This is a genomic window from Brevibacillus sp. WF146 (assembly GCF_001673705.2).
Lineage (GTDB): Bacteria > Bacillota > Bacilli > Brevibacillales > Brevibacillaceae > Brevibacillus > Brevibacillus thermoruber.
The window spans coordinates 1911412-1936035 of record NZ_CP109943.1 but is presented as its reverse complement, the minus strand read 5'-3'; the positions used below and the strand labels follow the sequence as shown (position 1 = coordinate 1936035).

General features: G+C 56.2%; 23 protein-coding genes and 4 pseudogenes. 6 read left to right on the top strand and 21 right to left on the bottom strand.

Features of this window, described 5'->3' with window-relative positions:
* The first annotated feature begins 49 nt into the window (after positions 1 to 49).
* Positions 50 to 1273, top strand: a pseudogene (istA, locus tag A6764_RS09615) (IS21 family transposase).
* Positions 1270 to 2035, top strand: a pseudogene (gene istB / locus A6764_RS09610) (IS21-like element helper ATPase IstB). Before istA (A6764_RS09615) ends, istB (A6764_RS09610) begins: the two co-directional pseudogenes overlap by 4 nt.
* Before the next feature lie 48 nt (positions 2036 to 2083).
* Here the strand turns inward: istB (A6764_RS09610) and A6764_RS09605 are convergent.
* From A6764_RS09605 to A6764_RS09590, 4 genes and pseudogenes are all read right to left on the bottom strand, one after another.
* Entirely contained in the window at positions 2084 to 2323 is a 240-nt protein-coding gene (locus A6764_RS09605; RefSeq protein ID WP_264622492.1) for a hypothetical protein, read from the bottom strand.
* Between the two features lie 327 nt (positions 2324 to 2650).
* Positions 2651 to 3436, bottom strand: a complete 786-nt coding sequence (gene istB / locus A6764_RS09600; RefSeq protein WP_029099487.1) for an IS21-like element helper ATPase IstB — start codon at positions 3434 to 3436, stop codon at positions 2651 to 2653.
* Positions 3433 to 4650: an IS21 family transposase gene (gene istA / locus A6764_RS09595; RefSeq protein WP_255309823.1), complete on the bottom strand. Its 1218-nt coding sequence runs from the start codon at positions 4648 to 4650 to the stop codon at positions 3433 to 3435. The genes istB (A6764_RS09600) and istA (A6764_RS09595) overlap by 4 nt, the downstream gene beginning before the upstream one ends.
* Positions 4651 to 6199: 1549 nt before the next feature.
* Positions 6200 to 6631: pseudogene (locus tag A6764_RS09590) on the bottom strand (EamA family transporter); the annotation flags it as partial.
* Between the two features lie 205 nt (positions 6632 to 6836).
* Between A6764_RS09590 and A6764_RS09585 the strand changes: the two are divergent.
* Positions 6837 to 7727 (top strand): annotated as a pseudogene (locus A6764_RS09585) (PLP-dependent aminotransferase family protein); the annotation flags it as partial.
* A 480-nt stretch (positions 7728 to 8207) separates the two neighbouring features.
* Here the strand turns inward: A6764_RS09585 and A6764_RS09580 are convergent.
* The 17 genes from A6764_RS09580 to A6764_RS09500 form a co-directional block, all read right to left on the bottom strand.
* On the bottom strand, positions 8208 to 9749 hold the full coding sequence (locus A6764_RS09580; protein ID WP_264622491.1) for a YifB family Mg chelatase-like AAA ATPase: 1542 nt from the start codon (positions 9747 to 9749) through the stop codon (positions 8208 to 8210).
* Between the two features lie 250 nt (positions 9750 to 9999).
* Positions 10000 to 10359: a YraN family protein gene (locus tag A6764_RS09575; RefSeq protein ID WP_065066697.1), complete on the bottom strand. Its 360-nt coding sequence runs from the start codon at positions 10357 to 10359 to the stop codon at positions 10000 to 10002.
* Positions 10356 to 10649 carry an EscU/YscU/HrcU family type III secretion system export apparatus switch protein gene (locus tag A6764_RS09570; RefSeq protein WP_029100193.1) on the bottom strand — a complete coding sequence of 98 codons (294 nt, stop codon included), beginning with the start codon at positions 10647 to 10649 and terminating at the stop codon, positions 10356 to 10358. The genes A6764_RS09575 and A6764_RS09570 overlap by 4 nt, the downstream gene beginning before the upstream one ends.
* The gene (locus A6764_RS09565; protein WP_065066698.1) at positions 10646 to 12625 is read right to left on the bottom strand and encodes a hypothetical protein; all 1980 of its coding nucleotides are present in this window, start codon (positions 12623 to 12625) and stop codon (positions 10646 to 10648) included. The genes A6764_RS09570 and A6764_RS09565 overlap by 4 nt, the downstream gene beginning before the upstream one ends.
* Positions 12626 to 12664: 39 nt before the next feature.
* Positions 12665 to 13441: a ribonuclease HII gene (locus A6764_RS09560; RefSeq protein ID WP_029100191.1), complete on the bottom strand. Its 777-nt coding sequence runs from the start codon at positions 13439 to 13441 to the stop codon at positions 12665 to 12667.
* A gap of 92 nt (positions 13442 to 13533) precedes the next feature.
* Complete coding sequence (gene ylqF / locus A6764_RS09555; protein ID WP_029100190.1) at positions 13534 to 14424, bottom strand: ribosome biogenesis GTPase YlqF; 891 nt, start codon at positions 14422 to 14424, stop codon at positions 13534 to 13536.
* A gap of 40 nt (positions 14425 to 14464) precedes the next feature.
* Positions 14465 to 15022: a signal peptidase I gene (gene lepB / locus A6764_RS09550; RefSeq protein WP_065066699.1), complete on the bottom strand. Its 558-nt coding sequence runs from the start codon at positions 15020 to 15022 to the stop codon at positions 14465 to 14467.
* Positions 15023 to 15151: 129 nt separating this feature from the next.
* Entirely contained in the window at positions 15152 to 15499 is a 348-nt protein-coding gene (rplS, locus tag A6764_RS09545; RefSeq protein WP_029100188.1) for a 50S ribosomal protein L19, read from the bottom strand.
* Positions 15500 to 15646: 147 nt separating this feature from the next.
* Positions 15647 to 16399 carry a tRNA (guanosine(37)-N1)-methyltransferase TrmD gene (gene trmD, locus A6764_RS09540; protein ID WP_065066700.1) on the bottom strand — a complete coding sequence of 251 codons (753 nt, stop codon included), beginning with the start codon at positions 16397 to 16399 and terminating at the stop codon, positions 15647 to 15649.
* 13 nt (positions 16400 to 16412) lie between these two features.
* Positions 16413 to 16931, bottom strand: coding sequence for a ribosome maturation factor RimM (rimM, locus tag A6764_RS09535; RefSeq protein ID WP_065066701.1), 519 nt, complete (start codon positions 16929 to 16931; stop codon positions 16413 to 16415).
* Positions 16932 to 16975: 44 nt separating this feature from the next.
* Entirely contained in the window at positions 16976 to 17392 is a 417-nt protein-coding gene (locus A6764_RS09530) for a YlqD family protein (protein ID WP_065066702.1), read from the bottom strand.
* 64 nt (positions 17393 to 17456) lie between these two features.
* Positions 17457 to 17684, bottom strand: coding sequence for a KH domain-containing protein (locus A6764_RS09525; RefSeq protein ID WP_029100184.1), 228 nt, complete (start codon positions 17682 to 17684; stop codon positions 17457 to 17459).
* Between the two features lie 23 nt (positions 17685 to 17707).
* Complete coding sequence (gene rpsP / locus A6764_RS09520) at positions 17708 to 17980, bottom strand: 30S ribosomal protein S16 (RefSeq protein ID WP_029100183.1); 273 nt, start codon at positions 17978 to 17980, stop codon at positions 17708 to 17710.
* 115 nt (positions 17981 to 18095) lie between these two features.
* The gene (gene ffh, locus A6764_RS09515) at positions 18096 to 19505 is read right to left on the bottom strand and encodes a signal recognition particle protein (protein WP_065066703.1); all 1410 of its coding nucleotides are present in this window, start codon (positions 19503 to 19505) and stop codon (positions 18096 to 18098) included.
* Between the two features lie 10 nt (positions 19506 to 19515).
* Positions 19516 to 19854, bottom strand: coding sequence for a putative DNA-binding protein (locus A6764_RS09510; protein WP_029100181.1), 339 nt, complete (start codon positions 19852 to 19854; stop codon positions 19516 to 19518).
* A 119-nt stretch (positions 19855 to 19973) separates the two neighbouring features.
* Entirely contained in the window at positions 19974 to 20738 is a 765-nt protein-coding gene (locus A6764_RS09505) for an anti-sigma factor (RefSeq protein ID WP_264622490.1), read from the bottom strand.
* The gene (locus A6764_RS09500; protein WP_255309633.1) at positions 20731 to 21318 is read right to left on the bottom strand and encodes a sigma-70 family RNA polymerase sigma factor; all 588 of its coding nucleotides are present in this window, start codon (positions 21316 to 21318) and stop codon (positions 20731 to 20733) included. Before A6764_RS09500 ends, A6764_RS09505 begins: the two co-directional genes overlap by 8 nt.
* Positions 21319 to 21516: 198 nt before the next feature.
* Here A6764_RS09500 and A6764_RS09495 point away from each other — a divergent pair, with 198 nt between their 5' ends.
* The 3 genes from A6764_RS09495 to A6764_RS09485 are packed head-to-tail and all read left to right on the top strand — an operon-like array spanning position 21517 to position 24598.
* Positions 21517 to 22671, top strand: coding sequence for a COG1470 family protein (locus A6764_RS09495; protein ID WP_044899101.1), 1155 nt, complete (start codon positions 21517 to 21519; stop codon positions 22669 to 22671).
* A 3-nt stretch (positions 22672 to 22674) separates the two neighbouring features.
* Positions 22675 to 23625, top strand: a complete 951-nt coding sequence (locus tag A6764_RS09490; protein WP_065066706.1) for an ABC transporter ATP-binding protein — start codon at positions 22675 to 22677, stop codon at positions 23623 to 23625.
* On the top strand, positions 23612 to 24598 hold the full coding sequence (locus A6764_RS09485) for an ABC transporter permease (protein ID WP_051188265.1): 987 nt from the start codon (positions 23612 to 23614) through the stop codon (positions 24596 to 24598). Before A6764_RS09490 ends, A6764_RS09485 begins: the two co-directional genes overlap by 14 nt.
* Positions 24599 to 24624: the final 26 nt, after the last annotated feature.

The window sequence follows — 24624 nt, the reverse complement described above, 5'->3', positions numbered from 1 at the left end:
TATATCCCCTTCGTAATTAACGGCCAAGTTAATCTTCGGAGGGAGACACATGCTAAGGAGTGGGATAGTGATATCGTTACATACCATGAGGGCAGAAGGCAAGAGTATTCGTGAAATTGCCCGTCTAACGGGGCATTCTCGAAATACAGTTCGCCGATATCTCCGGGGTGAATTCTCCCCCGAAAAGGGAACCCGTAAATCTCGTGGTTCCAAGCTTGATCCGTATAAACCGTTCCTGCAGGAACGTCTTCAAGAAGGTATCTATAACTGCGAGGTTTTATTCGATCTTCTACGAGAAAAGGGGTATACCGGGGGACGTACCATCTTGAAAGACTATGTGAAGGACTTCCGTCCTCCCAAACAAGTTCCCGCTGTTCTTCGTTACGAGACGAAACCTGGTGAATATGCACAGGTCGACTGGGGACTGTGTGATTACGTAGATTTGGACGGTACAGTCCGAAAAGTGCCGGTATTTGTCATGGTATTGGGGTACTCTCGTTCCACCTATATAGAGTTCACTAAGCGTTGTGACATTCACAGCTTTCTTCGTTGCTTGATTCATGCTTTTGAATATTTTGGGGGCATCCCAAAGGTAATGCTGACCGACCAGATGAAAACCGTCGTACTGGGCATGGGAGATGATCGAAAACCTCGCTGGCATCCGCTTTTTGCCGACTTTGCTGCAGCGATTGGGCTTGTTCCAAAAGTATGCAAAGTTCGACGCCCCGAAACAAAGGGAAAAGTGGAACGAGGCGTTCAATACGTAAAAAACAACTTTCTTCCTGGCAAACGCTTCGTTGATTTACAGGATCTCAATCAACAAGCCCTACACTGGTGCGAGCGGATTAACCGCCGTATTCATGGAACAACCGGCGAACGTCCCATCGACCGACTCCGTGAGGAAAATCTGTCGCCTATCCCTTCAGCTGAACGATGGGAAAAATACTTGCATGAACCAAGACAGGTCAGCCGAGACGGATTTGTTAGCTACGATGGTGTACGATATGGGGTTCCATGGAGGTACAGTGGACGTGAGGGTACCGTGCGAGAAGTGAATGGGTGGGTGGAAATCTGGGCCGACGGCACATGTATTGCTCGACACCAAAAGGTCTATCGATCCCGTGCAACTGTTTTTTGTGAAAACCAGTATGCAGGTCTTACGACTGCTTAAGGATATGCCTATCCACGTCCGCAAGCCCGACAGATTTCATCGCAGCAAGTGGAAGTGCGTTCGCTGGATGTCTATGAGCAGCTGACGGGGGTGGGAGCATGATTGAACTGGAACAGGCACGGCTACGTCTCGAGGAACTTGGGCTTCAGCAAGCGGCTCTACTCTTGGATGCCCATTTGGAAGCGGCAAGTCATGGACAGCCCACCTATCTGTCCTTTCTCAACATACTTCTAGATGCAGAGATAGCGGAACGTCAAAAACGGAATATGGAGGTACGCACCAAACTCGCACACTTGCCTTACCGAAAAACGCTGGAGGAGTTCGATTTTGCTTTCCAACCCAGCATTGACGAACGGTTGATTCGAGAGCTGGCCACGATGACTTTTGTAACCCGACACGAGAATGTCTTGTTCTTAGGGCCTCCCGGAGTAGGAAAAAGTCATCTGGCGGTGGCGTTGGCTGTAGAAGCCATCTCGCAAGGGATATCCGTTTACTTTGTCAGTCTCTCGCAACTCATCGAAGATCTGCGAAAAGCTTACACGGAAAACAGGCTGGATAAACGCCTACGCATCTATATTCGACCAAAGCTCCTGATTATTGACGAAATTGGTTACTTACCGTTTGACAGTTTGGCAGCTAACCTCTTTTTCCAGGTAGTAAGTGCAAGATACGAGAGAGGGAGTATTCTGTTGACCAGCAACAAGAGTTTCGGTGAATGGGGGGAAGATGGGCGATCCGATACTTGCTACGGCTATCCTGGATCGGCTCTTACACCATTCCCACATCGTCAATATTAGGGGGAATAGTTACCGACTTCGTGAGAAGATGAGGACTGGAGCCTACGGCTCCCCCTCTACCACCTAACCAACAAAAAATCGCCGGGTGGGTCAATTCTAAACCGGCGATGGTGGGTCAAAATAAAGTCGGCGTTGACACCTCTTCCATCACTTCATAAAGACCAAATAAAACAGCCCCTTTTTGAAAGAGACTGTCGTCAGGAGTATTACGGTATCGTTTTTTTGAAGTGGGGACAATGGACCGGTACGTAAACCCAAGCACATCTCCTGTTACTGCGTCTCGGTTGGGGAATACGATACTGTTGGTCTGCTGATCCCATCCAATGCCATACGTTCGGATGGTATTGGCATCCAAGCCCCTTTCTCTTAGATAGCTCTGGGCATCATGGGAGAGACAAAGATCAGAAGCATACTTATGGGCCTGTTCCCGTCGTTGCATTTTGAGGAGTCTATTTGAAACGAAGGTCGTCTCCCGCTTGTGCATTGTTTGACTATGGGTTCTCCTGGATTTCCCCCAATCAAGCCAAGCTCGATAAACCTCCCTGGTTTTGCTAAGAGGACCGGGTGTCACCTTTGAGCAATAGCTGTCTGTCAAGATCAAAAGAAAGCTCCTCAAAAAAATCAATCGAAAATTCCCCAGTAAGAGTTATTTTATACGCCCCTTAGGGGGCGGAAACAAGGACTACTCCTTTGGGTGTTCTTCATGCCCTTCTGGTCGGAAGAAACCCGCCTTTTTCTTTTCTTTGATGCGGTAACTTTCCCCCTTGATATTGATTGTGGTGGAATGATGCAGCAAACGATCCAGGATGGCTGTGGCCAGTATAGAGTCTCCAAAGATTTCTCCCCATGAACCATACGACTTGTTGGAAGTCAGGATGATAGAGCCGGTCTCGTATCGTTCGGAGATGATTTGGAAGAAGAAATGGGCTGCCGGTTCGTCCATCTTGCGATAGCCGATCTCATCGATGATCAACAGACGCGGCTTGGTGTACATGCGAATTTTTTGTTTGATCGTATGGTTCTGATCGGCCTGCTGAAGCGTTTGCACGAGATCATGGGCGGTTGTAAAATACACCGTATACCGCTGCTTAATCGCCTCCAAAGCCAGTGCAACGGCCAAATGTGTTTTCCCCACACCGGGCGGGCCGAGGAAAATGAGATTCTCCTGGTGCTCGATAAACCGAAGGGTCGCCAGATCCCGGATTCGCCGTTCATCGATGGATGGTTGGAAACGAAAGTCGAATTGATCCAGGGTCTTGTGAAAGGGCAAGTTGGCTAGACGTGTCCGGGTCCGGATATACCGATCCCATTTTGCCGCCAACTCCTCCTGCAGCAGCTTGTCCAGAAATTCCAGATACGATATATTGTGTTTGGAAGCTTCTTCGGCGTGGTGGTGAAGCACCTCGGGAATGCGAGTCCATCCGAATTGGTGGAAGGCATCCTCAAGACGTTCTTGCAGCCCAATCATTGGAGCCTCACCGCCTCGTCGAGGAATTGTTCATACACGGATAAGTTTCGTTCCAGCACTTCAGGGGCTGGTCGGTCAACAAGTTTGGGCATTGGGGCAGGAACTCGATGTTGACCGGTTGGGCGCAGTCCTTCGAAGTGCTTTTTGTTGATGACCAGCTGCCCTTTTTGGACGGCCTTGGGATATTCAGCGATGAGTGTGTCTCCACTGTAAATCCGGATGCGTCCGTTCTTGTCGTCCTGGACATGCACGATTTGCCCCATAAAACGGAAGGGAACGGAGTAACGGTTGGCCTCAAACGATACCAGGCAGTCGGCTGATACCTTCCGAGCATGACGGTCGACGACCGCAAACGGCGTTGGGTTCATGGGTTTCAGCTTTTCCTCATGCCAGCGGTCAACCGGCCTGACGTGCGTGGTTCCATGAATCCTCACGTTAGCTACTTGATTCAACCACTCGCGTGCTTGGCGATTCAGATCGTCCAATCCGGTAAATGCCCGAACGCGCGGCCAAAAGTTCTTGCGAACATAGCCAATTCCGTTTTCGACCTTTCCTTTAGTGCGAGCGCGATAGGGCCGGCAGCTCGTAAGAAGGAAGCCGTGGTGGCTGGCAAATCGGGAAAAACGCTCATTCCAGACGGGATGGCCCTGTTCATCTCTGTCTTTCACAACGGTCTTCATGTTGTCGTACAGCATCACCTCCGTACCCCCTCCAAAATACTCAAAAGCCCGATGGTGACAACTGATGAGCGTATCCAACTTCTCATCTTCAGTGAACTCCAGATACATCATGCGAGAATAGCTGAGGACCATGACAAACGCATAGAGCCGTTTTGGTTTGCCGTGCCAGTCCACCGTAAACCGTCCCCAATCGACTTGGGCTTGGTATCCGGGATCTGTTTCAAATCGGACGGTGGTTTTGCTGATGACGGTGGGCCGGAACGGTTTCATGAAGACTCGCAGAGTGGTAATCCCACCGGTATACCCTTTTGCCTTGATTTCTTCCAGGATAACTCTCGCATTCAGGCAACCTTCCTCCATTCGGCGGCGAACGTAATCCTTGAACGGATCCAGCTTGCCGAGACGAGTGACCTTTCGCTGATAGGATTCAGGTTCCTTCTTGTTTAGCCACTTACGAATGGTTTTTCGATCCCTCCCTATTTCCTGCGCGATCCGAGTAATACTCATGCCACGTTTCCTCATCTCGTGAATCATGTAAAACTCCCCATTCTTTACCATAATTTCTCTCTCCTCCAAGGAGAGAGTCTGCGATGAAAATGGGGAATTTTCAACCGATTCTATTGGGGATTTTATCGCTGATCTTCACAGTCGGACGTCCTTTAGCACCTTACGTACCGCGTCTCCAAAGCGCATCCCATACATGAGTCGGACCATTCCGCAGCATCGCCAGAAATGGAGCAGAAAAAAAGTACCAGATGCCTTTTTCCCTGTTGGCATACATACTAGGTTTGGTATCCCCATGAAGCGGGTACAAGTAGGGATGCTCACCCGATCGGTTTTCCCTTTGAACCGTAATCCCAAGATGACACAGATTTACAGGGAGGTCAATGTACTCACGTATCCATGTTACTTCGACATCAGGAACAGATTTCCTATAGTATAAAAAGAAACCCGTCCAGTTTCCCAAGTGGTAATGTAGGGGTTCATCGTGCTAGAACAGATTCTTCCACTTAGAGCGGGCTCTCGAATGGCAAAACAAGGGTTTAATGATTTTGTCCAGAACCTTTAATTATTAATCTAATTAAAATGGAAATGTGATAGAAAAGAAGTGATGGGAATATAAATATAATGTAACTATATAAATCGAACAACCTATTCAGAAAATTCCCGCCATTAATCAAAGAGAAAAACAATGCCACTGTTATACCAGCCAAAGTAAACAAGCTAACATTTACTAAATACCTCTTAACCTTGGAGTGTATTAATATTTTTTTATCAATTGATTCAATTAATAAGGAAAGTGGAATCCCTACAACAATTGTAATTGGAAATGCATATATTAAATAAATAATTACTAAACTAAAGAATGTGAAATAATATGTTAGTTCATCACGCTCGTTAATAGGCGTGTATTCCATAAAAGCAAGTAGTATGCATAAAAAAAATGATGTTAATGAAGCAGACAAGAGTTTATTTAACATTTTCCTCCCCCTAATCCCCGTCATATTGTTTAATTTATGAAAAAGAACGATAAATCATGAAACAAAACATCCTTGTTTCCTTGAGCCACACCCCAACATGAAAATGGTTCGACTTCGTTTCTTCCTAAGCTAGTGGATAATCTTGGGTGCACTGTTTGCAGAGCATTCTCTAAACGACAACCAATACAGTACATTAATGACACCTTACTAAGCGAAGCGAACTTTGTTCAGCCGTGGTAGACTTCTTCTATTTTCCGCTTACTTTCTCAAGCTTCTGAATCCCGTCCGCTTCTCTTTTGATTCGCTCGACCGTTTTTTCACCTAGGATCCTGTTTTTCTCAATACACATTAAATAAATCTCGGAGGAAATTACCTTTTTTAAGATGCAACGTCATCAAAATGGATCATAAGGACGAAACAATCACGAAAGAGAAAGGATACAGCGGATAGTACCCCTATTCCAATATGTGTAATAAGGGGCTGCCATTTAGACCCTTGCTCGGCTCGAGTCTAAACATACAACCCATTTTTCTCCATACTTATCCATCAGACTCCCAAAAATAAGCATAAAAAAATCGGCCTGATATTGATTACTGATACGATTAATCCTGTTTCAAACTGTGACAAATCATATTTTTGTTGAAAAAAGTAGCTAATAGCCCCATCCTATATGTCACAAAAGTAGCGCACATTTGTGAAAATTTGTCTACATTCAAATGAATGAACATAACTCCAGATAGAGTGATTACCCCTCCTATCACAGAGAGAAGGGGTGGTTTCTCTCCAAGCCACATCCATGCAAGTACAAATGCAAGAGCTGGCGTTACGTAAAGGGAACTTGTTGCCTCCGAAGCCCCTACACGTGATGTTACATAGGCTAATGCAAGATAAGGAATAACCGTAGGGAAGAGACCTAAGTACAAGATGCTAAGTGTTGATGCTATAGAAAGTTTCGTCATTTCACTTGATAATCCTGGGAGAAAGAAGAACATGAAAAACGTACCCGCCCAAATCGTATAGGTAGTACATGCAAGAAAGCCATATTTTTTTTACATAACGGGTTTGAAAAACGAAATATAAACTTTCTGAAAATGACGCTAATAGAATGAACAAAATTCCACTGGTATACTCAACATCTCCCTCAGTTCCAAACGACTAAAAAAGCTTGTAATAGATCCAATCCACCTTGATAATCCAAATCGTTCACGAAGAAACCAAACGGCTAAAATAGCTGAAAAAATTTCTGGGTCGTTACAGGCTTTACATTTGATTTCAGTTGGGCTGCTGCACAGAGGATCAACCGTTTTACTTGAAAACCCTTCCTATCTTTATTCTCTGCAGGTGTTTCAATCAGCAGGGATGAAGCTTACCGGTCTCCCGATAGATGAACATGGCCTATTGCCCAACGCCGTTTCCGTATCAAAAAAACAGCGAGGCAGAGTGATTTTATACTCCATCCCTTGTTTTCATAATCCAACGGGGATTTTACTGTCAGAAAAACGACGTCAAGAGCTCATTCAAGTATGTAACATGGAACAACTTCCTATGATTGAAGATGACGTTTACCGGGAGTTATGGATCGATGAACCACCTCCTCCCCCTTTAAAGGCGATGGATAAACATGGACACGTATTGTATCTGGGCAGTTTGTCCAAAACGTTAAGCCCAGGTTTAAGGATCGGTTGGATTGTTGGTCCTGAACCTGTCATTGATCGATTATCCGATATTAAAATGCAAATCGACTATGGTTCTAGTTCGTTATCTCAAAGAGTCGCTGCTGAATGGTTAACAAGCGGGTTATATGAGCAGCACCTTGTGTTTGTACGGGAACAGCTTAGAACACGGCGGACAATCGTTTTGGATGCTTTAGAAACGTATTTACATGATATAGCGACATGGAATGTACCGCAGGGCGGGTTTTTTATTTGGTTAAAAATACTACCAAAACTATCGATGAGGGAGCTTTACGTAAAGGCTTTATCTGAAGGCATTCTGCTTAACCCGGGGAATATTTATGGCCAAGAGTCCAACCGTTATCTTCGCCTCTCTTATGGCTATGCTCCATTAGAAGATTTGAAGCAGGGAATCTACCGGATTAGTCGAATCATTCGAGAACTGGCAAAAAGTTAATGAAACTCCTCAACCATGTCTCTTTCGGGAAGAGAACCATGTAAACCGTTACGGTTCAGCGTTTACTTGCAGGTTATCCCAAACCGATAAAATAAAAGCCGATGATTCCTTGGCGTAGGAAAAATCGGCTTTCTTCATGTCGAATTTGCTTACCTTTCATTTCTCCTCAATCACTTCACTCCATTTCATAGGATGAGCAACTTGTTATATGTCCCTGATCGTAACAGTTATCCTTGTTGTCGGTTGGCATTTTCCTTTCAGACCAATAATGTCAGCGGCCGCCACCGGATTCAGAACCTTTTTTCCATTTCCATTCAATCTCAATCCGGCTACTCCTTATCCTGTACATCCAGTATTCGCGTGGAACGGCCGCTCCTCCACCTACTCTTTCTCATGGTCGGCATGCTTGTTCCCCCGTAAGTAGCTGTCATGATCATGCCCCGCTTCTGCATCCCCTATCGCCAAAATCGATAACCATCCTCATCCCACCACCCCGCGATCCAGCGCCCGATACCGGATCGCTTCCGCCACATGGGCGGCCTCGATCTGCTCCGCTCCCGCCAGGTCGGCGATGGTGCGGGCCACCTTGACGATCCGGTTGTAGGCGCGGGCGCTCAGGCCGAGCGTTTCAAACGCGAGCTGCAGCAGCTTCTGCCCCTCTCTGTCCAGGCCGGCATACCGGCGCAGCTCCTCTCCGTTCATCGCGCTGTTGAAAGGAGCGCCGGGGCGGTGCCGGTAACGCTCGCATTGAATGGCCCTCGCCGCTTCTACTCTGCAGCGGATCTCTTCGGACGATTCCGCCTGCGGCCGCTCCTGCAGCAGCGTTACCGGCACCCGGGGAACTTCCAGATGCAGGTCGATCCGGTCAAGCAGCGGGCCGGACAATTTCGACCGATACTTTTGGATCTGCTGCGGCGTGCAGGTGCATTCGCGCTGGTCGCGGGAGCCGTAAAAGCCGCAGGGACACGGATTCATTGATCCCACCAGCAGGAAGCGGGCGGGAAACGTAAACACCTGTCTCGACCGCCCGATCGTCACCAGGCCCGCTTCCAACGGCTGTCTGAGCACCTCCAGCACGTGGCGGGAGAACTCCGGCAGCTCGTCCAGGAACAAAATGCCGCCGTGAGCCAGACTGCACTCTCCAGGGCGCGGAATCTGTCCGCCTCCCCCGATCAGGGCGGCAGCCGTGATCGTATGGTGCGGCGAGCGGAACGGCCGCTCGCGGATCAGACCGCTGTTCCGCGTCAACTGGCCGGCGATGCTGTATATTTTGGTCACGTCGTACGACTCGTCCGTGGTCATGTCCGGCATGATGGAGGGCAGACAGGTGGCGAGCATGGTCTTGCCGGAGCCGGGAGGGCCGACCAGCAGCACGTTATGAAATCCGGCGGCCGCCACTTCCAACCCTCGTTTTACAAACGTCTGCCCGCAGACATGGGCGAAGTCCGAATGATTCACCTGCACCTGCACGGACCTTTTTTGAGGGTCGCGGCGAGATTCGGCAGCAGGCGGCTCCAATCCCCGTGTCCAGTACCCGATGGCGGCAGCCAAATTGGGGGCCGGAAGCACGCAGATGTCCACCAGGCGCGCTTCCGCGGCGTTTTCCTCCGGCAGGATCACATGGGTAAACCCCTGCTTCCTGGCTTCCAGCAAGATGGGCAGCACGCCGGAAACCGGGCGCAGCGCCCCGTCCAGCGCCAGTTCGCCGAGCACCAGCACGGCTTCCGGGCGCGGCGGTATTTGTTTGGAAGCCTGCAAAATGCCGATCGCGATGGCCAGGTCAAACCCTGATCCCTCCTTGCGCAGGTCGGCCGGAGCCAGATTGACCGTAATCCGCTGCATCGGATAGTCAAACCCGCCATTGCGCAGCGCCGCTCTCACCCGGTCGCGCGCTTCCTTCACGGCTGAGCCGCCCAGCCCGACCAGATCGAACTGGGGCAATCCGTTGGCGATGTCCGTTTCCACCGCAACCAGCATCCCGTCGATACCGTAGACGGTACCGGCAAAACTGCGTGCATACATATGGCTTCCCCCCGACTACATCTCCCGTTCCTTACCTCAACCGTACGAAAAGACAGCAGCCTGCCGCAAGAAAATCAGCGGAAACACCGTGCCTTGCACAAAAAAACGCCTTCCAGCATAAGCCGGAAGGCCAAGTGATGGTGCTTGGAGGAGTTTCATCGCGTCGAGTACACTACATTCTACGCCGCCCAACAGGCATCTGCTGTAGACATATCCCCAGTGGGCGGCCGAATTGGCGCCCGTTTTTGCGTTAAAAGGCGTGGACGATGTGTTCGATCTCCGGCGATTGGTCCGGGCGGCAGCAGATCGCCACAACGTCAAAGCGAAAACGGGGCACCGGTTGAGCGCGATTCTGCAGGTACGCGAGGGCCAGTTCCCGCAATTTTCGCTGCTTTCGCCACGTAACCGACTCGGCTGCCGTGCCGTACGCCGTGCCCGTCCGCGTTCGCACCTCCACGAATACGAGAACATCACCGTCCCGGGCGATCAGGTCGATTTCTCCCTGCCGCGTGCGCACATTCCGTTCCAGGACGCGGTACCCTTTTTGCTGCAAAAACAGTTCGGCCATCTGTTCGCCGCGCTGCCCCAGCGCGCGCCGTCCGCGGCTCATCGCTTGTTTCGCCCTCCCTTGTCGAGGCGGTAGACAAACGCAAGCACTTCCGCCACCACCTGGTACAGCTCGGGCGGGATCTGCTGGTTGAGGTCCAATTTGCCCAACACCTCCACCAGCGACGGGTCCTCCTGAACAGGGATGCCGTTTTCCTTTGCGGTTTTCAGGATGTTTTCCGCCACATATCCTTTTCCTTTGGCCACGACGACGGGCGCTTCCATCGTTTTGGCCTGGTAGCGGAGGGCGACCGCCTGCTTGCGCTTCACATTCGCATCGGAGGCGTTGTTCATATGCGAATGTCCACTCCCTTGTAATCGGCCAGGAACCCGGTTCTGCTTCCCGTGGCGGCAGCCGCCGCCTGGGGCTGGCTGTCCGGCATTCCCTGCACCCGGAGTCCGGACAATTGGTATCCCGCTTCATGGAGCTGGCGGGCAAATCCCTCTTTCATTTCCTGGGCCAGCGCCTCCACCCACGGCGTGTTGTTGAAGAGCTGGACGCTGACGATCCGGTTGACGATGGCCACGTCGACCATCGTCGTGCCGAGCTCGTTCAGTTCGAGATGGAAAAACAGGCGGCAGTTGTCCGGGTCCAGCTCTCCTCCCCCGCGCTTCTTGGCTTCAATCTGCACATACGCCGTCTCATCCCCCTGCTGCGTGCGAATGGGAATCTGCATGACCACCTGCGACAGCGTCTGACTGGAGGGCTGCACCAGCATCAACTGCTGTCCGGTGATGTGTTGAAGCAGCGCGTCCGCCGTGTCGCGAAGCGCGGCGGGAACGGCGTTGGCCGTCTCGTGGGAAAGCTGCAGCAGCAGCGCTTTCACGCTGTCCAACTGCCGCTGGGCAGCGGCATCCATCCCGTGGGCCAGCGCACGGCTCATCAGATCCCGCTCGTGCCCAAGCCCCAGGCGCTGAAACAGCTCCTGAATCGGATGGCCATGCGCCGAAGCCGCCTGTGCATGAGCGGCTGCATTTGTCCCGGTCGTACCGCCGGCTGCCGGAGACGGAACAGACAAGTGGCTGCTTCCGGCTGCCTGATTGGTCGAGGCCGGATTTGCCACACTCGTTGCGCCGTTGACCGTCGCCGCTGCGGTGTTCGGCGTTCCCGTACCGTGCGGACCGGACGTGGCTGCCTGAGCCGTCTGCCCCCCGTTACGGGTTGGCACTGAATCAGCAGCGGTTCCTCCAGCGGGCAGACCGCTGCTGCCTGCAAGCGGAACGCCTTGCTGACGGTCGTTCGGCGCCAGCGCCTCCCCTGTCTTCGCTGTCCCGCTGCCCAAAGGGGGGGCCCCGGCAATGGTACCGTCTGAAGCAGCCGTCATCCCCTGCCGCGGAGCGTCCATTCCGTTTGACCCGCTGCCGCCGGTGGCCGCAGTCATCGCATGGGGAGACGTTTCCGGCCGAAGGGCACCCGCCGCTGCGGAGGACGGAAGCGGTGCTTGCGCCTTTCCGTTTGTCCCGGTCGCATTTGCCGTCCCTGCGGAAGGCTGTGCGTTTCCGCCATGGGCCATCCCGTCGTCCGTTCCCTGGTGATCGGGCAGCAGCACCGCCAAACCGGCCACCGCCTGTTTTAACTGGCCGACCAGGGTGAGGAGCGGAGCGGCAGCGGGTGCCGAAGGGGACGGAGCGAAGGACGCTGCGGCCGATCCATGCTTGCCCGCCTGTCCTCCCGCACGCTCCCCGTGCGTCTGTAAAAACTGCTCCGCCTGCTGCAAAAATGCCTGAATCGCCTGACTGATCGGCTGTTTCGACAAAAAGGTACGCAGCCCGGCCACGACGTCAGGCGTCAGCGGCAGGTTTCGTTTTGCCGCCAGAAGAAAAGCGTCGACGGTCTCCTTGCTCATGCCCAGGCGCTGCGCGACGGCGGCAAACGCCTGCACCGTCTCGCGGGTAACCGGCAGCCTGGCCTGCACCAGCTCCTGCACGATCGCCCTGTTCTCCTTCGTGTCGTTGAGGCCCAGGGAGCGGATCAGCCCTTCCAGCGACGCGTCCGCCGCTCCTCCGTCCCGCGTCGTGTCCAGCACTTTCAACGTAACCACTCCGACAGACGGCTGCACCTGCAGCCACGCTTTCTGTCCCGCTTCCAGATTGGCCTCCAGCCTGGCCTGGACCTGCATGCCGCCGATCTGGACCAACGCCATGCTGTCGGGGTACGTTCTCAGCACGGTGCCGGTAAAGACCTGGCCCGGCGTGAGCTCGACCGGCTTGGGCGCGGAGACGTTGGCGCGTTGAACGAGCGACTGTACCAATTGCGAGGGGGAAAACATGGGAAACCTCCTCCTTTGTAACCCGGACGGGAACGCTTCTCAGGCCCGCTCCTTCACCCCTGTAAACGTCCGCCGGTGAATCGGCGACGGGCCGTACCGCTGAAGGGCGGCCAGGTGTTCCGCCGTCCCGTAGCCGGCATTTTTGTCAAAGCCGTATTGGGGATACTGTACGGCGTATTCCGCCATCAGCCGGTCGCGCGTCACCTTGGCGACGACCGAGGCGGCGGCGATGGAGACGCTCTTGCCGTCCCCGCCGATGATCGGCAGTTGTTTGCAGGGCAGATCGGGAAGCTGTACGGCATCGATCAGGCATACGTCCGGTTCGATCGCCGCATCCTGGATCGCCAACCGCATCGCTTCGCGCGTCGCCTCCAGGATGTTGATCTCGTCGATCCGCTCGGCGGACACGATTCCGATGCCGACTGCCAGCGCGTCCCGTCTGATGACTTCATAAAATCCTTCCCGTACCGATGCGGGTAATTTCTTCGAATCGTTCAGCCCCGGCAGGTAAAAATCGGCCGGCAGGCAGACGGCACAGGCGACGACCGGGCCTGCCAGCGGGCCGCGGCCGACTTCGTCGATCCCGAAGAGATGCACGTGGCCTTCCTCCCGCAGGGCGCGCTCCACCTGCGTCATCGCTTCCCACTGTTCCGCCAGCCTGGCCTGCCGGGCCATTGCGCCCTCGAGCTGGCGCGCCAATTCCTGTACGCCTTTTCGGCTGTCCTGCCGCAACCATTGTAAAAAATCTTTGGGGATCTCGTCCATTTTTTCGATGAGCTCCCGTATTTCCTTTATCGACAGTTCCGCGAGATTCATTGACGGCTTTCTCCTTATGTATCCAAAATGTGTCCGCCTGAACGGAAAAACCCGCCTATCCGGCGTGGATAGACAGGTTTTCCCGATCTCCTTCAGGACAGAGAGGGCGGCTTTCCGATCGGCTCCTCCATCTCCCAATCGGCGGGGCGCTCCAGGGAGACAGGCCCCAGCTTGCCCGAGCGCAGGTCGCGCAGGAACAGCTCGGCCGCCTTGTCGTAGTCGATCTCTCCGCGGGATGCCAGGCATCCCCGCTTTTTCCCGATCTCCTCCAGCATCTCCACCCGGTCGCTCGGGAGCGTTTGCAGTTTGAACCGCTCCTGCAGCCGCTCCGGGTAGTAATGCATCATGTAGCTGATGGCGAACAGGGCCACGTCGGTAAAATCGATCAGCTCGTCCTTGATCGCCCCGCTCGCCGCCAGCCGCAGTCCCACCATTTGATCTTCAAACTTGGGCCAGAGGATGCCGGGGGTATCCAACAACTCGAGCGTGTCGCCCATTTTCACCCACTGCTGGGCTTTCGTCACCGCGGGACGGTCTCCCGTCTGCGCCACGGAACGCTTCGCCAGCCGGTTGATCAGGGACGACTTGCCGACGTTGGGAATGCCGAGGATCATGATCCGCACGGCGCGTGCCTGCATGCCCTTCTCGGCCCGCTTGGCCAGCATCTCGCCCGCCAGTTCCCGGCACATCTCCGGCAGTTTGCCCACACCTTTCCCGCTCAGCGCGTCAATCGGCAGGGTGCGGATGCCCTGTTCGCGAAAGTAGCTGATCCACTCGTCCGTCACCTGGCTGTCGGCCAGATCGGCCTTGTTGAGCAGGATCAGCCGGGGCTTTCCGCTGATGATCTCGTCAATCATCGGGTTGCGGCTGGAAAGCGGGAGACGGGCGTCCAGCAGTTCGATCACCACGTCAATCTGCTTCAGTTTCTCCGTAACTTGTCTGCGGGCCTTTGCCATGTGGCCAGGGAACCACTGAATCGTCATGATGTCTCACCTGCCTCGGGTGTGTGATAAAGGGAGGTCGTCAGCGGGCCAGGCGGATCTGGGAGAGCGGCCAGAAGACGAATTCCGCCCGTCCCACGACCCTGTCCAGGCTGATCGGGCCGATCGCCCGGCTGTCGTGGCTGTTCAGGCGGTTGTCCCCAAGCACGAAAATCTCGCCTTCTCCCACTTGGATCGGTCCAAAGTCGTTGGTCAGCGGAACGCCCAGTTTCGCCGCCTCTTCCCGGTTTTTGGCCAGGTACGGCTCGTCCACCGGCTTCCCGTTGACCAGGAGTTGGTCGTTGCGCACCTCCACCGTGTCTCCCGCGACCGCGATGACCCGCTTGATGTAATCGCGGCTTTCTTCGGCGTGAAACACGATGATGTCGCCGCGCTTCGGCTGCGTCAGGTGGTAGACCGCCTTGTTGACCACCAGTTTTTCGTTGTTATGTAACGTCGATTCCATGGATTCGCCTTCGACGATGAACGGGGCGAACAGGAAGGTACGGATGAGAAATGCTAACGCGATGGCTATGCCGAGCGCCTTGATCCATTCCCACGTCTCGTTTTTGGCGCGGCTGGAGGTAACTTCTTCGCTCATGGGTCCGATCCTCCCGCATTGTGCCTTGGTGGACGCCCGGTTCAGGGAACGCGTCCGTGTTTGGATGGAATAATGGGAAAAAGAGGCCTGGCAAGCAGACCAGACCCCCTTTGTATGCAAAACATGCGATTATTTGCGAATTTCCTTGATGCGGGCTGCTTTCCCCACGCGATCGCGCAGGTAGTACAGCTTCGCGCGACGAACTTTACCGCGGCGCACAACCTCGATCTTGTCGATCTTCGGCGTGTGCAGCGGGAACGTACGCTCAACGCCTACGCCGTAAGAAACCTTACGAACGGTGAACGTTTCGCTTACACCCGTGCCGCGACGACGGATCACAACGCCTTCAAACAGCTGAATACGCTCGCGCTGACCCTCGATAACCTTTACGTGAACACGAACCGTGTCACCAGGCCGGAACGCAGGAATGTCCTGTTTCATTTGCTCTTTTTCCAATTCACGGATCACTTGGTTCATCCTCAATTCCCTCCTTCCGCTCAGACGTTCTTACCCGTCCTCACAAGACTCAGCTTCGCGCTGAGATCCGGGTAGCGGACCGCCTTAGTCAGCGGGCAAAATTGCCACAAGAAGTATATTAACACACCGGACATGAATCCACAAGAGCTATTCCGGTCCGGAGCCCGAATTTTTTTCCTCTTCTCCCAGCTCGGCCAGAAGTGCTTTCCACTCATCGGGCAGCTCGATCTTTTCCAGCAGATCAGGTCTGCGCTCCCTGGTCCTGCGCAGCGATTCCTTCAGCCGCCAGCGCTCGATATTGGCGTGGTGGCCGGAGAGCAGGATGTCCGGCACCTTCCACCCGCGAAACTCCGCCGGACGGGTGTAGTGCGGATACTCCAGCAATCCGGTGGTAAACGAATCCTTCTCCGCCGACGACTGATTGCCCAGCGCCCCCGGCTGCAGCCGGACGATGCTGTCGATCACCACCATCGCCGCAAGCTCGCCGCCGGTCAGCACGTAGTCGCCGATCGAGATTTCGTCCGTGACCAGGTATTGACGGATGCGTTCATCGTATCCTTCATAGTGGCCGCAGATGAAAACAAGGTGCTCCTCCCCGGCCAGCTCCTCCGCCATCTTTTGGTTGTACGGCCGGCCCTGGGGGCACATCAGGATGACCCGCGGCTTCGCGTCGCCGGCCACGGCTTCCACGGCGCGAAAGATCGGCTCCGGCTTCAGCACCATGCCGCCTCCCCCGCCGTAGGGCGTATCGTCAACGGTGCCGTGCTTGCTTTCGGAGTAATCGCGAAAGTTGATCACCTGAAACCGGACGATGCCCTTCTCCTGCGCTTTCCCCAGGATGCTGCTGTTGAGGACGCCGTCAAACATCTCGGGGAAGAGCGTCAAAATATCGATTTTCACGATCCGTCCCCCTTCACAGCAGGCCTTCCATCAGGTGGCAGACGACCCGCTTGCCGGCGATGTCCACTTCCTTGATGCAGTCGTCGATAAACGGCAGCAGAATTTCGCCGCGCTTTCCTTTTACCACCCACACATCGTTTGCGCCAGGCTGCAGCACGTCGACGATCCTGCCCAGTTCTTCCCCCTCGTCGGTGAATACCTGGCAGCCGACCAACTGGTGGATGTAATACTCGTCCTCCTCCAGCTCCATCAGCGCTTCTTCGGGAATCTTCAGCTCGCCGCCCTTGAACTTTTCCACGTCGTTGATCGACGGGTAGCCCCGGAAGCTGATGAGTTCAAACCCCTTGTGGGAACGGCGGGAGGCCACCTTCAGCTTCAGCGGCTCCGCCAGCGACGGATGAAACAGAAACAGTTCGCTCCCTTTGCGGAAGCGCTCGTCGGGGAAGTCGGTGGTCGAAATCACCTTGACCTCCCCCCGCAGCCCGTGGGTGTTGACCAGTTTTCCCACGGTGTAGTAACGCGTTTGGCTCACGCGCCTTCTCCTCCTTTCGTGGGGATGATGTACGGGCGCATCGACTATTCGCGGGGCGCTTGCCGAATCTCGTGAATCCGTCCGTCCTTTACCATGATTTCCGTTCCGGACATGATTTCATCCCACACATCTCCGACGCGAATCTGGACGGGACTCTGCACGGTCGCATATTCAATCTCGCTGCCCTCCGGCAGGTTTTCCGCCTGCCGCAGTTGAAACTGGAGCTGCTCCAGCTTTTCCTTGCGCTGCCGTTCCTCCCGGGCGATCCGCTCCTGCACCAACTGCAGCGCCTCGGGCGTCCGCTTGCGGGCGTCCGCGAGCAGTTTTTTGGCCTGAAACTGCCACTGCTCCCACTCTTCCTGCCGCCGCCGGATCTGTTGGCGGTACTGTTCCACCAATGCGGCGCGGGAGGCTTCCGTCATGATCACCTTCACCTGAACCGTACGCAAAATGGTAAGCACGTCCGTCACTCCTCTCGAAGGCTGCCTGCATCAAAAAAGACTGGGACAGCTCCCAGCCTTTTTCTCAGACAATCTCAACCGTGACCCGCTTATCCGTATGGACGGAGGCGGCGATCACGACGGAGCGCAGCGCCTTGGCAATTCGTCCCTGTCTGCCGATGATCTTCCCCATGTCATCGGGGTGCACCGACAGTTCGTAGACGAGTGTGCGCTCTTTTTCCACAGCGTTTACACGAACGTCATCAGGATGATCGACGAGAGCCTTTGCGATCGTTTCGACCAGTGCTTTCATCATCGGACCTCCGGATGACCGGCTTACTTGCCGAATTTCGTTTCGTGTACTTTCGCCAGAACGCCTGCTTTGGACAGCAGGTTGCGAACCGTGTCAGTCGGAGCTGCACCGTTCAGGATCCATTTCACCGCTTTTTCGGTATCGATCTTCACCACAGCCGGTTGTGCAACCGGGTTGTAGTAACCGATTTCCTCGATGAAACGGCCGTCGCGCGGAGAACGGGAGTCAGCCACTACTACGCGGTAGAACGGCGCTTTCTTGGAACCCATGCGCTTCAGACGGATTTTTACTGCCATGCTGTTTCACCTCCTGTATGGATCAACGCAACGGTCAACTCGTCGCGTTGGCATCTCTTTTATCTGAACCATCGCGTCACCTGCTTAGAGCAGGGCGCGAAGAGATCATACGAGATCACTTGAACGGGGGCTTGAAGTTGAACGGGAAGTTCATGCCTCCCGGATTGCCGCCGCCCTTGCCCAGAAAGGGAAGGCCAAAGCCTTTTTTCTTCGCCTTCTTTTTCATCTTGTCGGCCACGCCGGTGAACTGTTTCATCATCTTCTTCATTTCTTCAAACTGCTTGATGAACCGGTTCACTTCCTGGATCGACGTGCCGCTTCCGGCCGCGATCCGCTTGCGCCGGCTGGCGTTCAGCAGCTCGGGGTTGGCCCTCTCCGCTTTCGTCATCGACTTGACGATCGCTTCGACGCGGGCAATCTGCTTTTCGTCCACCTTGAGCTGGCCCTTCATCTTGTTCATGCCCGGCAGCATGCCGAGAATGTCTTCAAACGGGCCCAGGTTGCGCAGCTGCTGCATGGATTCGAGAAACATGTCAAAGGTGAACTCCCCTTGACGCATCTGCTTCTCCATTTCCCGCGCCTTTTCTTCGTCAACCGCCGCCTGCGCCTTTTCGATCAGGCTGAGCACGTCGCCCATCCCGAGAATGCGCGACGCCATCCGGTCCGGATGGAACGGCTCCAGCGCGTCCAGCTTTTCGCCCATCGCCGCAAACTTGATCGGCTTGCCGGTGACGGCCTTGACGGACAACGCGGCACCGCCGCGCGTGTCGCCGTCCAGCTTGGTGAGTACCACGCCTGTCAGCTCGAGCTGGCTGTTGAAGCTTTCCGCCACGTTGACGGCGTCCTGACCGGTCATCGCGTCGACGACGAGCAGAATCTCATCCGGTTTGGCCACGTCACGAACCTGCTTCAGCTCTTCCATCAGCGCTTCGTCGATGTGGAGCCGGCCGGCGGTATCGATCAGCACGTAGTCGAGATGGTTCTCTTTGGCGTGCTCAATCGCTTGTCTGGCGATCTCCACCGGACTGACCTGGTCGCCGAGGGAGAAAACCGGAACGTTCAACTGTTCGCCCAGCACCTGCAGCTGCTTGATCGCCGCCGGACGGTAGATGTCCGCCGCCACCAGGAGCGGTTTGCGGTTCTGCTTTTGCAGATACTTGGCCAGTTTTCCGGTCGTGGTCGTCTTACCGGCACCCTGCAGCCCCGTCATCATCACGACGGTCGGCGGCCGGTTGGCAACGGCCAACTGGGCGACGTGTCCGCCCATCAGTTCGATCAGCTCTTCGTTGACAATCTTGATGACCATCTGGCCGGGCGTCAGGCTTTTCAGCACCTCTTGCCCGACGGCGCGCTCCTTGACGCGCGTGATAAAGTCTTTGACGACTTTAAAGTTGACGTCGGCTTCCAGCAGGGCCAGACGAACTTCGCGCATCGCTTCGTTGACGACGGTTTCGTCGATCTTGCCTCTGCCGCGCAGTTTGTCAAACGCGTTCTGCAGCCGACTGGTCAAGTTTTCAAATGCCATGCGAGCCCTCCTAATCCATCTCCGACAGTTGGTGGAGCAAAGCTTGCAGTTCCTCTCTTGCCTCGCTGTCCGCGAGCTCTTCCACAATCCGCCCGATGCGTTCCAAGAGAGCCTGGCGCTGTTCGTGCTTGGCGGCCAACAGCAGTTTTTCCTCGTACTCAAACAACTGCCGCTCCGCCCGCTTGATGTGGTCGTACACCGCCTGTCTGCTCACTTCGTGCATCTCGGCAATTTCTCCCAGCGACAAATCATCCAGATAGTACAGCTCCAGATATTCCCGCTGCTTGCCTTTCAAGAGCGGCGCGTAAAAGTCGAACAAGAGATTTACCTGATTGGTCTTCTCCAGCATGAAACCAATCCTTTGCTGAGAGGTACTCGATTATGTCCTGTAAAGTGATTCTCCTTTACAGCACGATAACTATACTACCCAATTCTCCATGCACTGTCAAGGTTTTTTATTGACACAGTTTACGGACGAATGTTCACGAACATCGCCTCCGGACCGGTGGGGGAAAAACTGCCCCCTTTCGGTTCGATGCTGACGGCGATGTTCGTGACCCGGCGAATGTCTCCGTCGTGGACATACAGGTGCGCCATCCGTCCCTTCCATTGTAACACACCTGCGTTTGCCCTGCTGTCTCCGATGATGAACCAGACCTGATAATCCTTCTCTTCCAGCGGGTCCAGTCCTTCCGCCAGGATCAGCAGCTCGTTGGACATGTCGTTGATCCAGACGTATCCCCTGACGTTGGTCCGCATCACGGGCACCGCTTGATGCAGCACCGTTTTGGGGTCGTTGACGATCCGGTTCTGCCTGAGGAACAGGGACGTGGCGGGTTCACCGTGGAAGACGGGGGCCGGCTCCGCCCGGTCCATGACGTCTCCTCGCAGCGGGACCAGAGCCAGGGCCGCCAGCAGGACGCAGGCCGCCGCCGAGGACAGGACCGCCGCACGACGCCGCCGCGACCGCCGGCTGCGCGCGTCGATGGAGCGAAGCAGCCGCGTTTTCAGACGGGGCGAAGGCTCCGTTCTCCGCGCAGGCGCATGAAGTTCAGCGGGTTCTCCGGCTCCGCCGCTTCCGTCCAGAATCGCCGACCACTCGCGGTGCAGAGCCGAACAGCGGGAACAGCGATGCAGATGCCGCGCCAGTTCCTCGCTGTGCCCGGCGGAGAGTCTGCCGAGAACCAGGTCGATCACGTCTTCTTCGTTTACGCCGCAATGCTTGTCACTCACGCGTATCGCCTCCCTTGCCGCTTCCGTACCATCCCGTCTCCGCCAACTGCTTGCGCAGGTTGTGCAGTCCGTAGCGAATCAGCGACTTGACCGTTCCGATCGGCCGGGCCATGATGTCCGCCAGTTCCCGATGGGTTTTCGCCTGAAAATAGGCCCCGTAGACCGCCTGCCGCTGCGGCTCGGGAATCCCGTTCAGCACGTTCCGCACCGTTTCCCGTTCCAGCTTTGCCAACACCGTTTCTTCCACCGAGTCGCCCTGCAGCGGGTGGGGGTCCGCCGCCTGTTCCCGCTGCTGTTTGGCCTGGGTCCTGCGCAGACGGTCCATGCAGCGCGACTTGGTCTTTACCGCAAGCCACGCCTCGACGCTTCCCCGCTGCCGGTCGTACTGCGCCGCCGTCCGGTAGGCTTCGAGAAAAATGTCGTGACACAAGTCCTCTGCCTCCATCGGATCGTGCAGCATCCGCAGGGCGACGCGGTAGACGAAAGCGGCGTACCGTTCGTAAAAGGCTTCAAACGCCGCCCGCGAGCCGCGCCCCATTTCCCTGAGCAGGCGCTCCCCTTCCAGGTTCTGTTCCGACACGCCCTTCCTCCCCCTTTGCCGATGCCTCTTTCCCAATTTTCTTGTAACAAAAAAGGCGCGAATGCGCAATTGGGTGCAGCAGCGTTCCCGCTGTCCGGAGCTCCCGAAAATTTTTTGGACGCCGGCAAATCCAACTGCGCATGCTTTCACGTATACGGGGTGAAACCAACTATCAACGATAAAGGGGGAATTGTCATCATGAAGCGCAAGTGGAACCGACAGTGGGCGCTGGGACTGGCGCTGGCCCTCGGCCTCGCCGCGGCCGCCTCTGCCCGGGCCGACGCCGCGGGAGCGTTGAGCCTGTACACGCCGTATCCCGCCATCACGGTGACGCCGGGTGAGTCCATCCAGTACAACGTCGATCTGATCAACAACGGAAGCGCCATCGAAAGCGCGGAGCTTGAGGTGGAACATCTGCCGGCCAAGTGGGAATCGGAAATCACTGCCGACGGGTGGAGCGTGCAGACGATCGCCGTCAAGCCCAAGGATTCCCGCTCCGTCACCCTGCAGGTGGACGTCCCGCTCGACGTGAACAAGGGGACCTACCGCTTCGAGCTGAGCGCCAAGGGGAAAGCGGTCCTGCCGCTGACTGTCACTGTCTCGCAGCAGGGCTCGTTCAAGACGGAGCTGACCAGCGAGCAGCCGAACATGGAAGGACCGGCGGACTCCCAGTTTCAATACAGCGCCACCCTGCGCAACCGGACCGCGCAAAAGCAGCTCTACTCCCTGACGGCGCAAGCGCCGGAAGGTTGGGACGTGCAGTTCAAGGCGGACGGCAAGGCGGTCACGTCTGTGCAGGTGGACGCCAACGGCTCGAAGGACATCGACGTCGAAATCCGTCCGCCGAAAAAAGTGAAATCGGGATCGTACAAAATCCCGGTGAAGGCGGCCACCTCCTCCACCTCCGCCCAATTGGAGCTGGAAGCGGTGATTACCGGCACCTACGGCCTGGAAGTCAGCACCCCGACCGGCGTGTTAAGCACGGACGTCACCGCCGGCGGCACGCGGACGCTGCAGTTGAAGGTGACCAACACCGGGACGGCCGATCTGCGCAACGTGGAACTCTCCGCAAGCACGCCCGTCAACTGGGAGGTGACCTTTGAACCGAAGCGGATCGACAAACTGGCAGCGGGACAGAAGGCGGACGTGACCGCCACGATCAAGGCAGACAGCAAGGCAATCGCCGGAGACTACGTCGTCAATGTCAGCGCCACCGCGCCGGAGGCCTCCGCGGATGCGGAGTTTCGCGTCGCCGTCGAAACGTCGGTGCTGTGGGGCTGGTTGGGCGTACTGGTAATCCTCGCTGTCGCGGGTGGTGTCACCTACCTGTTCCGCACCTACGGGAGGCGGTAACACATGGCGGAAGACGTCATTACGCTGTCTGCCCTGACGAAAGAGTACGGCGGGTTCAAAGCGGTTGACAACTTGACCCTGACCATCCGCCGCGGCGAAATCTTCGGCCTCTTGGGGCCGAACGGCGCGGGAAAATCGACGACGATCCTGATGATGCTGGGATTGACGGAACCCACGTCGGGCACCGTCCGGGTGGCGGGCCACGACCCGACGCGCGACCCGCTGGCCGTCAAGCGAAAAGTGGGGTACCTGCCGGACGACGTGGGCTTCTACGACGACATGAGCGGCCTGGAAAACCTGCTCTACACGGCGCGGCTGAACGGCATTCCCGACGAGACGGGAAAAGAGCGGGCGCTCCGGCTGCTGGAGCGGGTCGGCCTGAGCGAACACGGCCACAAACGGGCGGGAACGTTTTCCCGGGGGATGAGGCAGCGGCTGGGGCTGGCCGACGTCCTGATGAAACAGCCCGAAGTGATCATCCTCGACGAGCCGACGCTGGGCCTTGACCCGGAGGGCGTCCGCGACTTTCTGCACCTGATCCAGCGGCTGAGCAGAGACGAGGGGATTACCGTCCTGCTCTCCTCCCACCATCTGCACCAGGTGCAGCAAATCTGCGACCGCGTCGGCCTGTTCGTGTCGGGCAGACTGCTGGCGGAAGGCAACCTGGCCCAACTGTCGGCCCAACTGTTTGCCGACGAGCCGATCCTGATCGAAGCCGATGTGCGGCCGGTCAGCGAGGAACTGGTGGAGCAGTTCGCGAGGCTGGAACCGGTAATTCGCGTCGAGCGTCGGCAGGACGGGACGCTGCTCCTCTCCTGCAGGACGGACGCGGCCCCCGAGATCGCCCGGCTGGCCGTCCAATCCGGCGCCGCTCTCCACCGCCTGAACACCAAAGCGTACGGGCTGGACGAAATCTATCATCGCTATTTCGAAGGGGGGGATGTCCGTGTTTGACCGGTTTGTTCGTCCCCGCGCGGAATCTCTCCACCCGTTTTGGGTGATGGTGCACAAGGAGATGGCCGACCACCTGCGAAGCTGGCGCTTTGTCATCCTGGTGTCGATTCTGGTCCTGACCTGCATCGGGTCGCTGTACACCGCCCTGTCGACGATCCGGGAGGCGGTGCCCAAACAGGACGGCGGCGCATCCTTCCTGTTTTTGAAGCTGTTCACGATCTCGGACGGCACGCTGCCGCCGTTTATCACCTTTGTCAGCTTCCTCGGACCGCTGCTCGGGATCGGGATGGGCTTTGACGCCATCAGTTCGGAGCGCAACAAAGGCACGCTGAGCCGGCTGTTGTCCCAGCCGCTGCACCGCGACACCGTGATCAACGCCAAATTTGTCGCGGCGCTCATCGTCATCAGCGTCCTGCTGTTTGCCCTGGGATTCCTCGTCATGGGGCTTGGACTGATCGCCATCGGCATTCCGCCCACGCCGGAAGAACTGGGGCGCATGGTCTTCTTCCTGGCGCTGAGCGTGCTGTACGTGGCCTTTTGGCTGAGCGTGAGCATCCTGTTTTCCACCCGCTTTCGCCAGGCCGCCACTTCCGCGCTGGCGGGGATTGCCGTCTGGCTGTTCTTCAGCGTCTTTTTTCCGCTGCTGGTCAACCTGACGGCCGCCGCCACCGCACCGGCCGCCCAGACGCCGGAGAACGTGCTGTCCCATCAGCAGTTTATTCTAAACCTCTCCCGCCTGTCGCCGAGCCAGTTGTTCAGCGAGGCCACCACGACGATGCTGACGCCATCCGTCCGCAGCCTGGGGCCTCTGACGATGGAACAGATTTACGGAGCGATTCCCAGTCCGCTTCCGTTCGGCCAAAGCCTGCTTCTGGTCTGGCCGCAGGTAACGGGACTGCTTGCGGCTACAGCCGTTTGCTTTGCCGCCTCGTACGTTTTGTTCATGCGGCAGGAGGTTCGCAGCCGCAACTAACAGGCAAGAAGCCCTTGCTGCAGCCG

Excerpts from the sequence above, each read along its gene's own strand:
- istB (WP_029099487.1), bottom strand. The coding sequence starts at position 3,436 with ATGATTGGGCTGCAAGAACGTCTTGAGGATGCCTTCCACCAATTCGGA.
- istA (WP_255309823.1), bottom strand. The coding sequence starts at position 4,650 with ATGATTCACGAGATGAGGAAACGTGGCATGAGTATTACTCGGATCGCG.
- A6764_RS09580 (WP_264622491.1), bottom strand. The coding sequence starts at position 9,749 with ATGTATGCACGCAGTTTTGCCGGTACCGTCTACGGTATCGACGGGATG.
- A6764_RS09575 (WP_065066697.1), bottom strand. The coding sequence starts at position 10,359 with ATGAGCCGCGGACGGCGCGCGCTGGGGCAGCGCGGCGAACAGATGGCC.
- A6764_RS09570 (WP_029100193.1), bottom strand. The coding sequence starts at position 10,649 with ATGAACAACGCCTCCGATGCGAATGTGAAGCGCAAGCAGGCGGTCGCC.
- A6764_RS09565 (WP_065066698.1), bottom strand. The coding sequence starts at position 12,625 with ATGTTTTCCCCCTCGCAATTGGTACAGTCGCTCGTTCAACGCGCCAAC.
- A6764_RS09560 (WP_029100191.1), bottom strand. The coding sequence starts at position 13,441 with ATGAATCTCGCGGAACTGTCGATAAAGGAAATACGGGAGCTCATCGAA.
- ylqF (WP_029100190.1), bottom strand. The coding sequence starts at position 14,424 with ATGACGATTCAGTGGTTCCCTGGCCACATGGCAAAGGCCCGCAGACAA.
- lepB (WP_065066699.1), bottom strand. The coding sequence starts at position 15,022 with ATGAGCGAAGAAGTTACCTCCAGCCGCGCCAAAAACGAGACGTGGGAA.
- rplS (WP_029100188.1), bottom strand. The coding sequence starts at position 15,499 with ATGAACCAAGTGATCCGTGAATTGGAAAAAGAGCAAATGAAACAGGAC.
- A6764_RS09525 (WP_029100184.1), bottom strand. The coding sequence starts at position 17,684 with ATGAAAGCACTGGTCGAAACGATCGCAAAGGCTCTCGTCGATCATCCT.
- rpsP (WP_029100183.1), bottom strand. The coding sequence starts at position 17,980 with ATGGCAGTAAAAATCCGTCTGAAGCGCATGGGTTCCAAGAAAGCGCCG.
- ffh (WP_065066703.1), bottom strand. The coding sequence starts at position 19,505 with ATGGCATTTGAAAACTTGACCAGTCGGCTGCAGAACGCGTTTGACAAA.
- A6764_RS09510 (WP_029100181.1), bottom strand. The coding sequence starts at position 19,854 with ATGCTGGAGAAGACCAATCAGGTAAATCTCTTGTTCGACTTTTACGCG.
- A6764_RS09495 (WP_044899101.1), top strand. The coding sequence starts at position 21,517 with ATGAAGCGCAAGTGGAACCGACAGTGGGCGCTGGGACTGGCGCTGGCC.
- A6764_RS09490 (WP_065066706.1), top strand. The coding sequence starts at position 22,675 with ATGGCGGAAGACGTCATTACGCTGTCTGCCCTGACGAAAGAGTACGGC.
- A6764_RS09485 (WP_051188265.1), top strand. The coding sequence starts at position 23,612 with ATGTCCGTGTTTGACCGGTTTGTTCGTCCCCGCGCGGAATCTCTCCAC.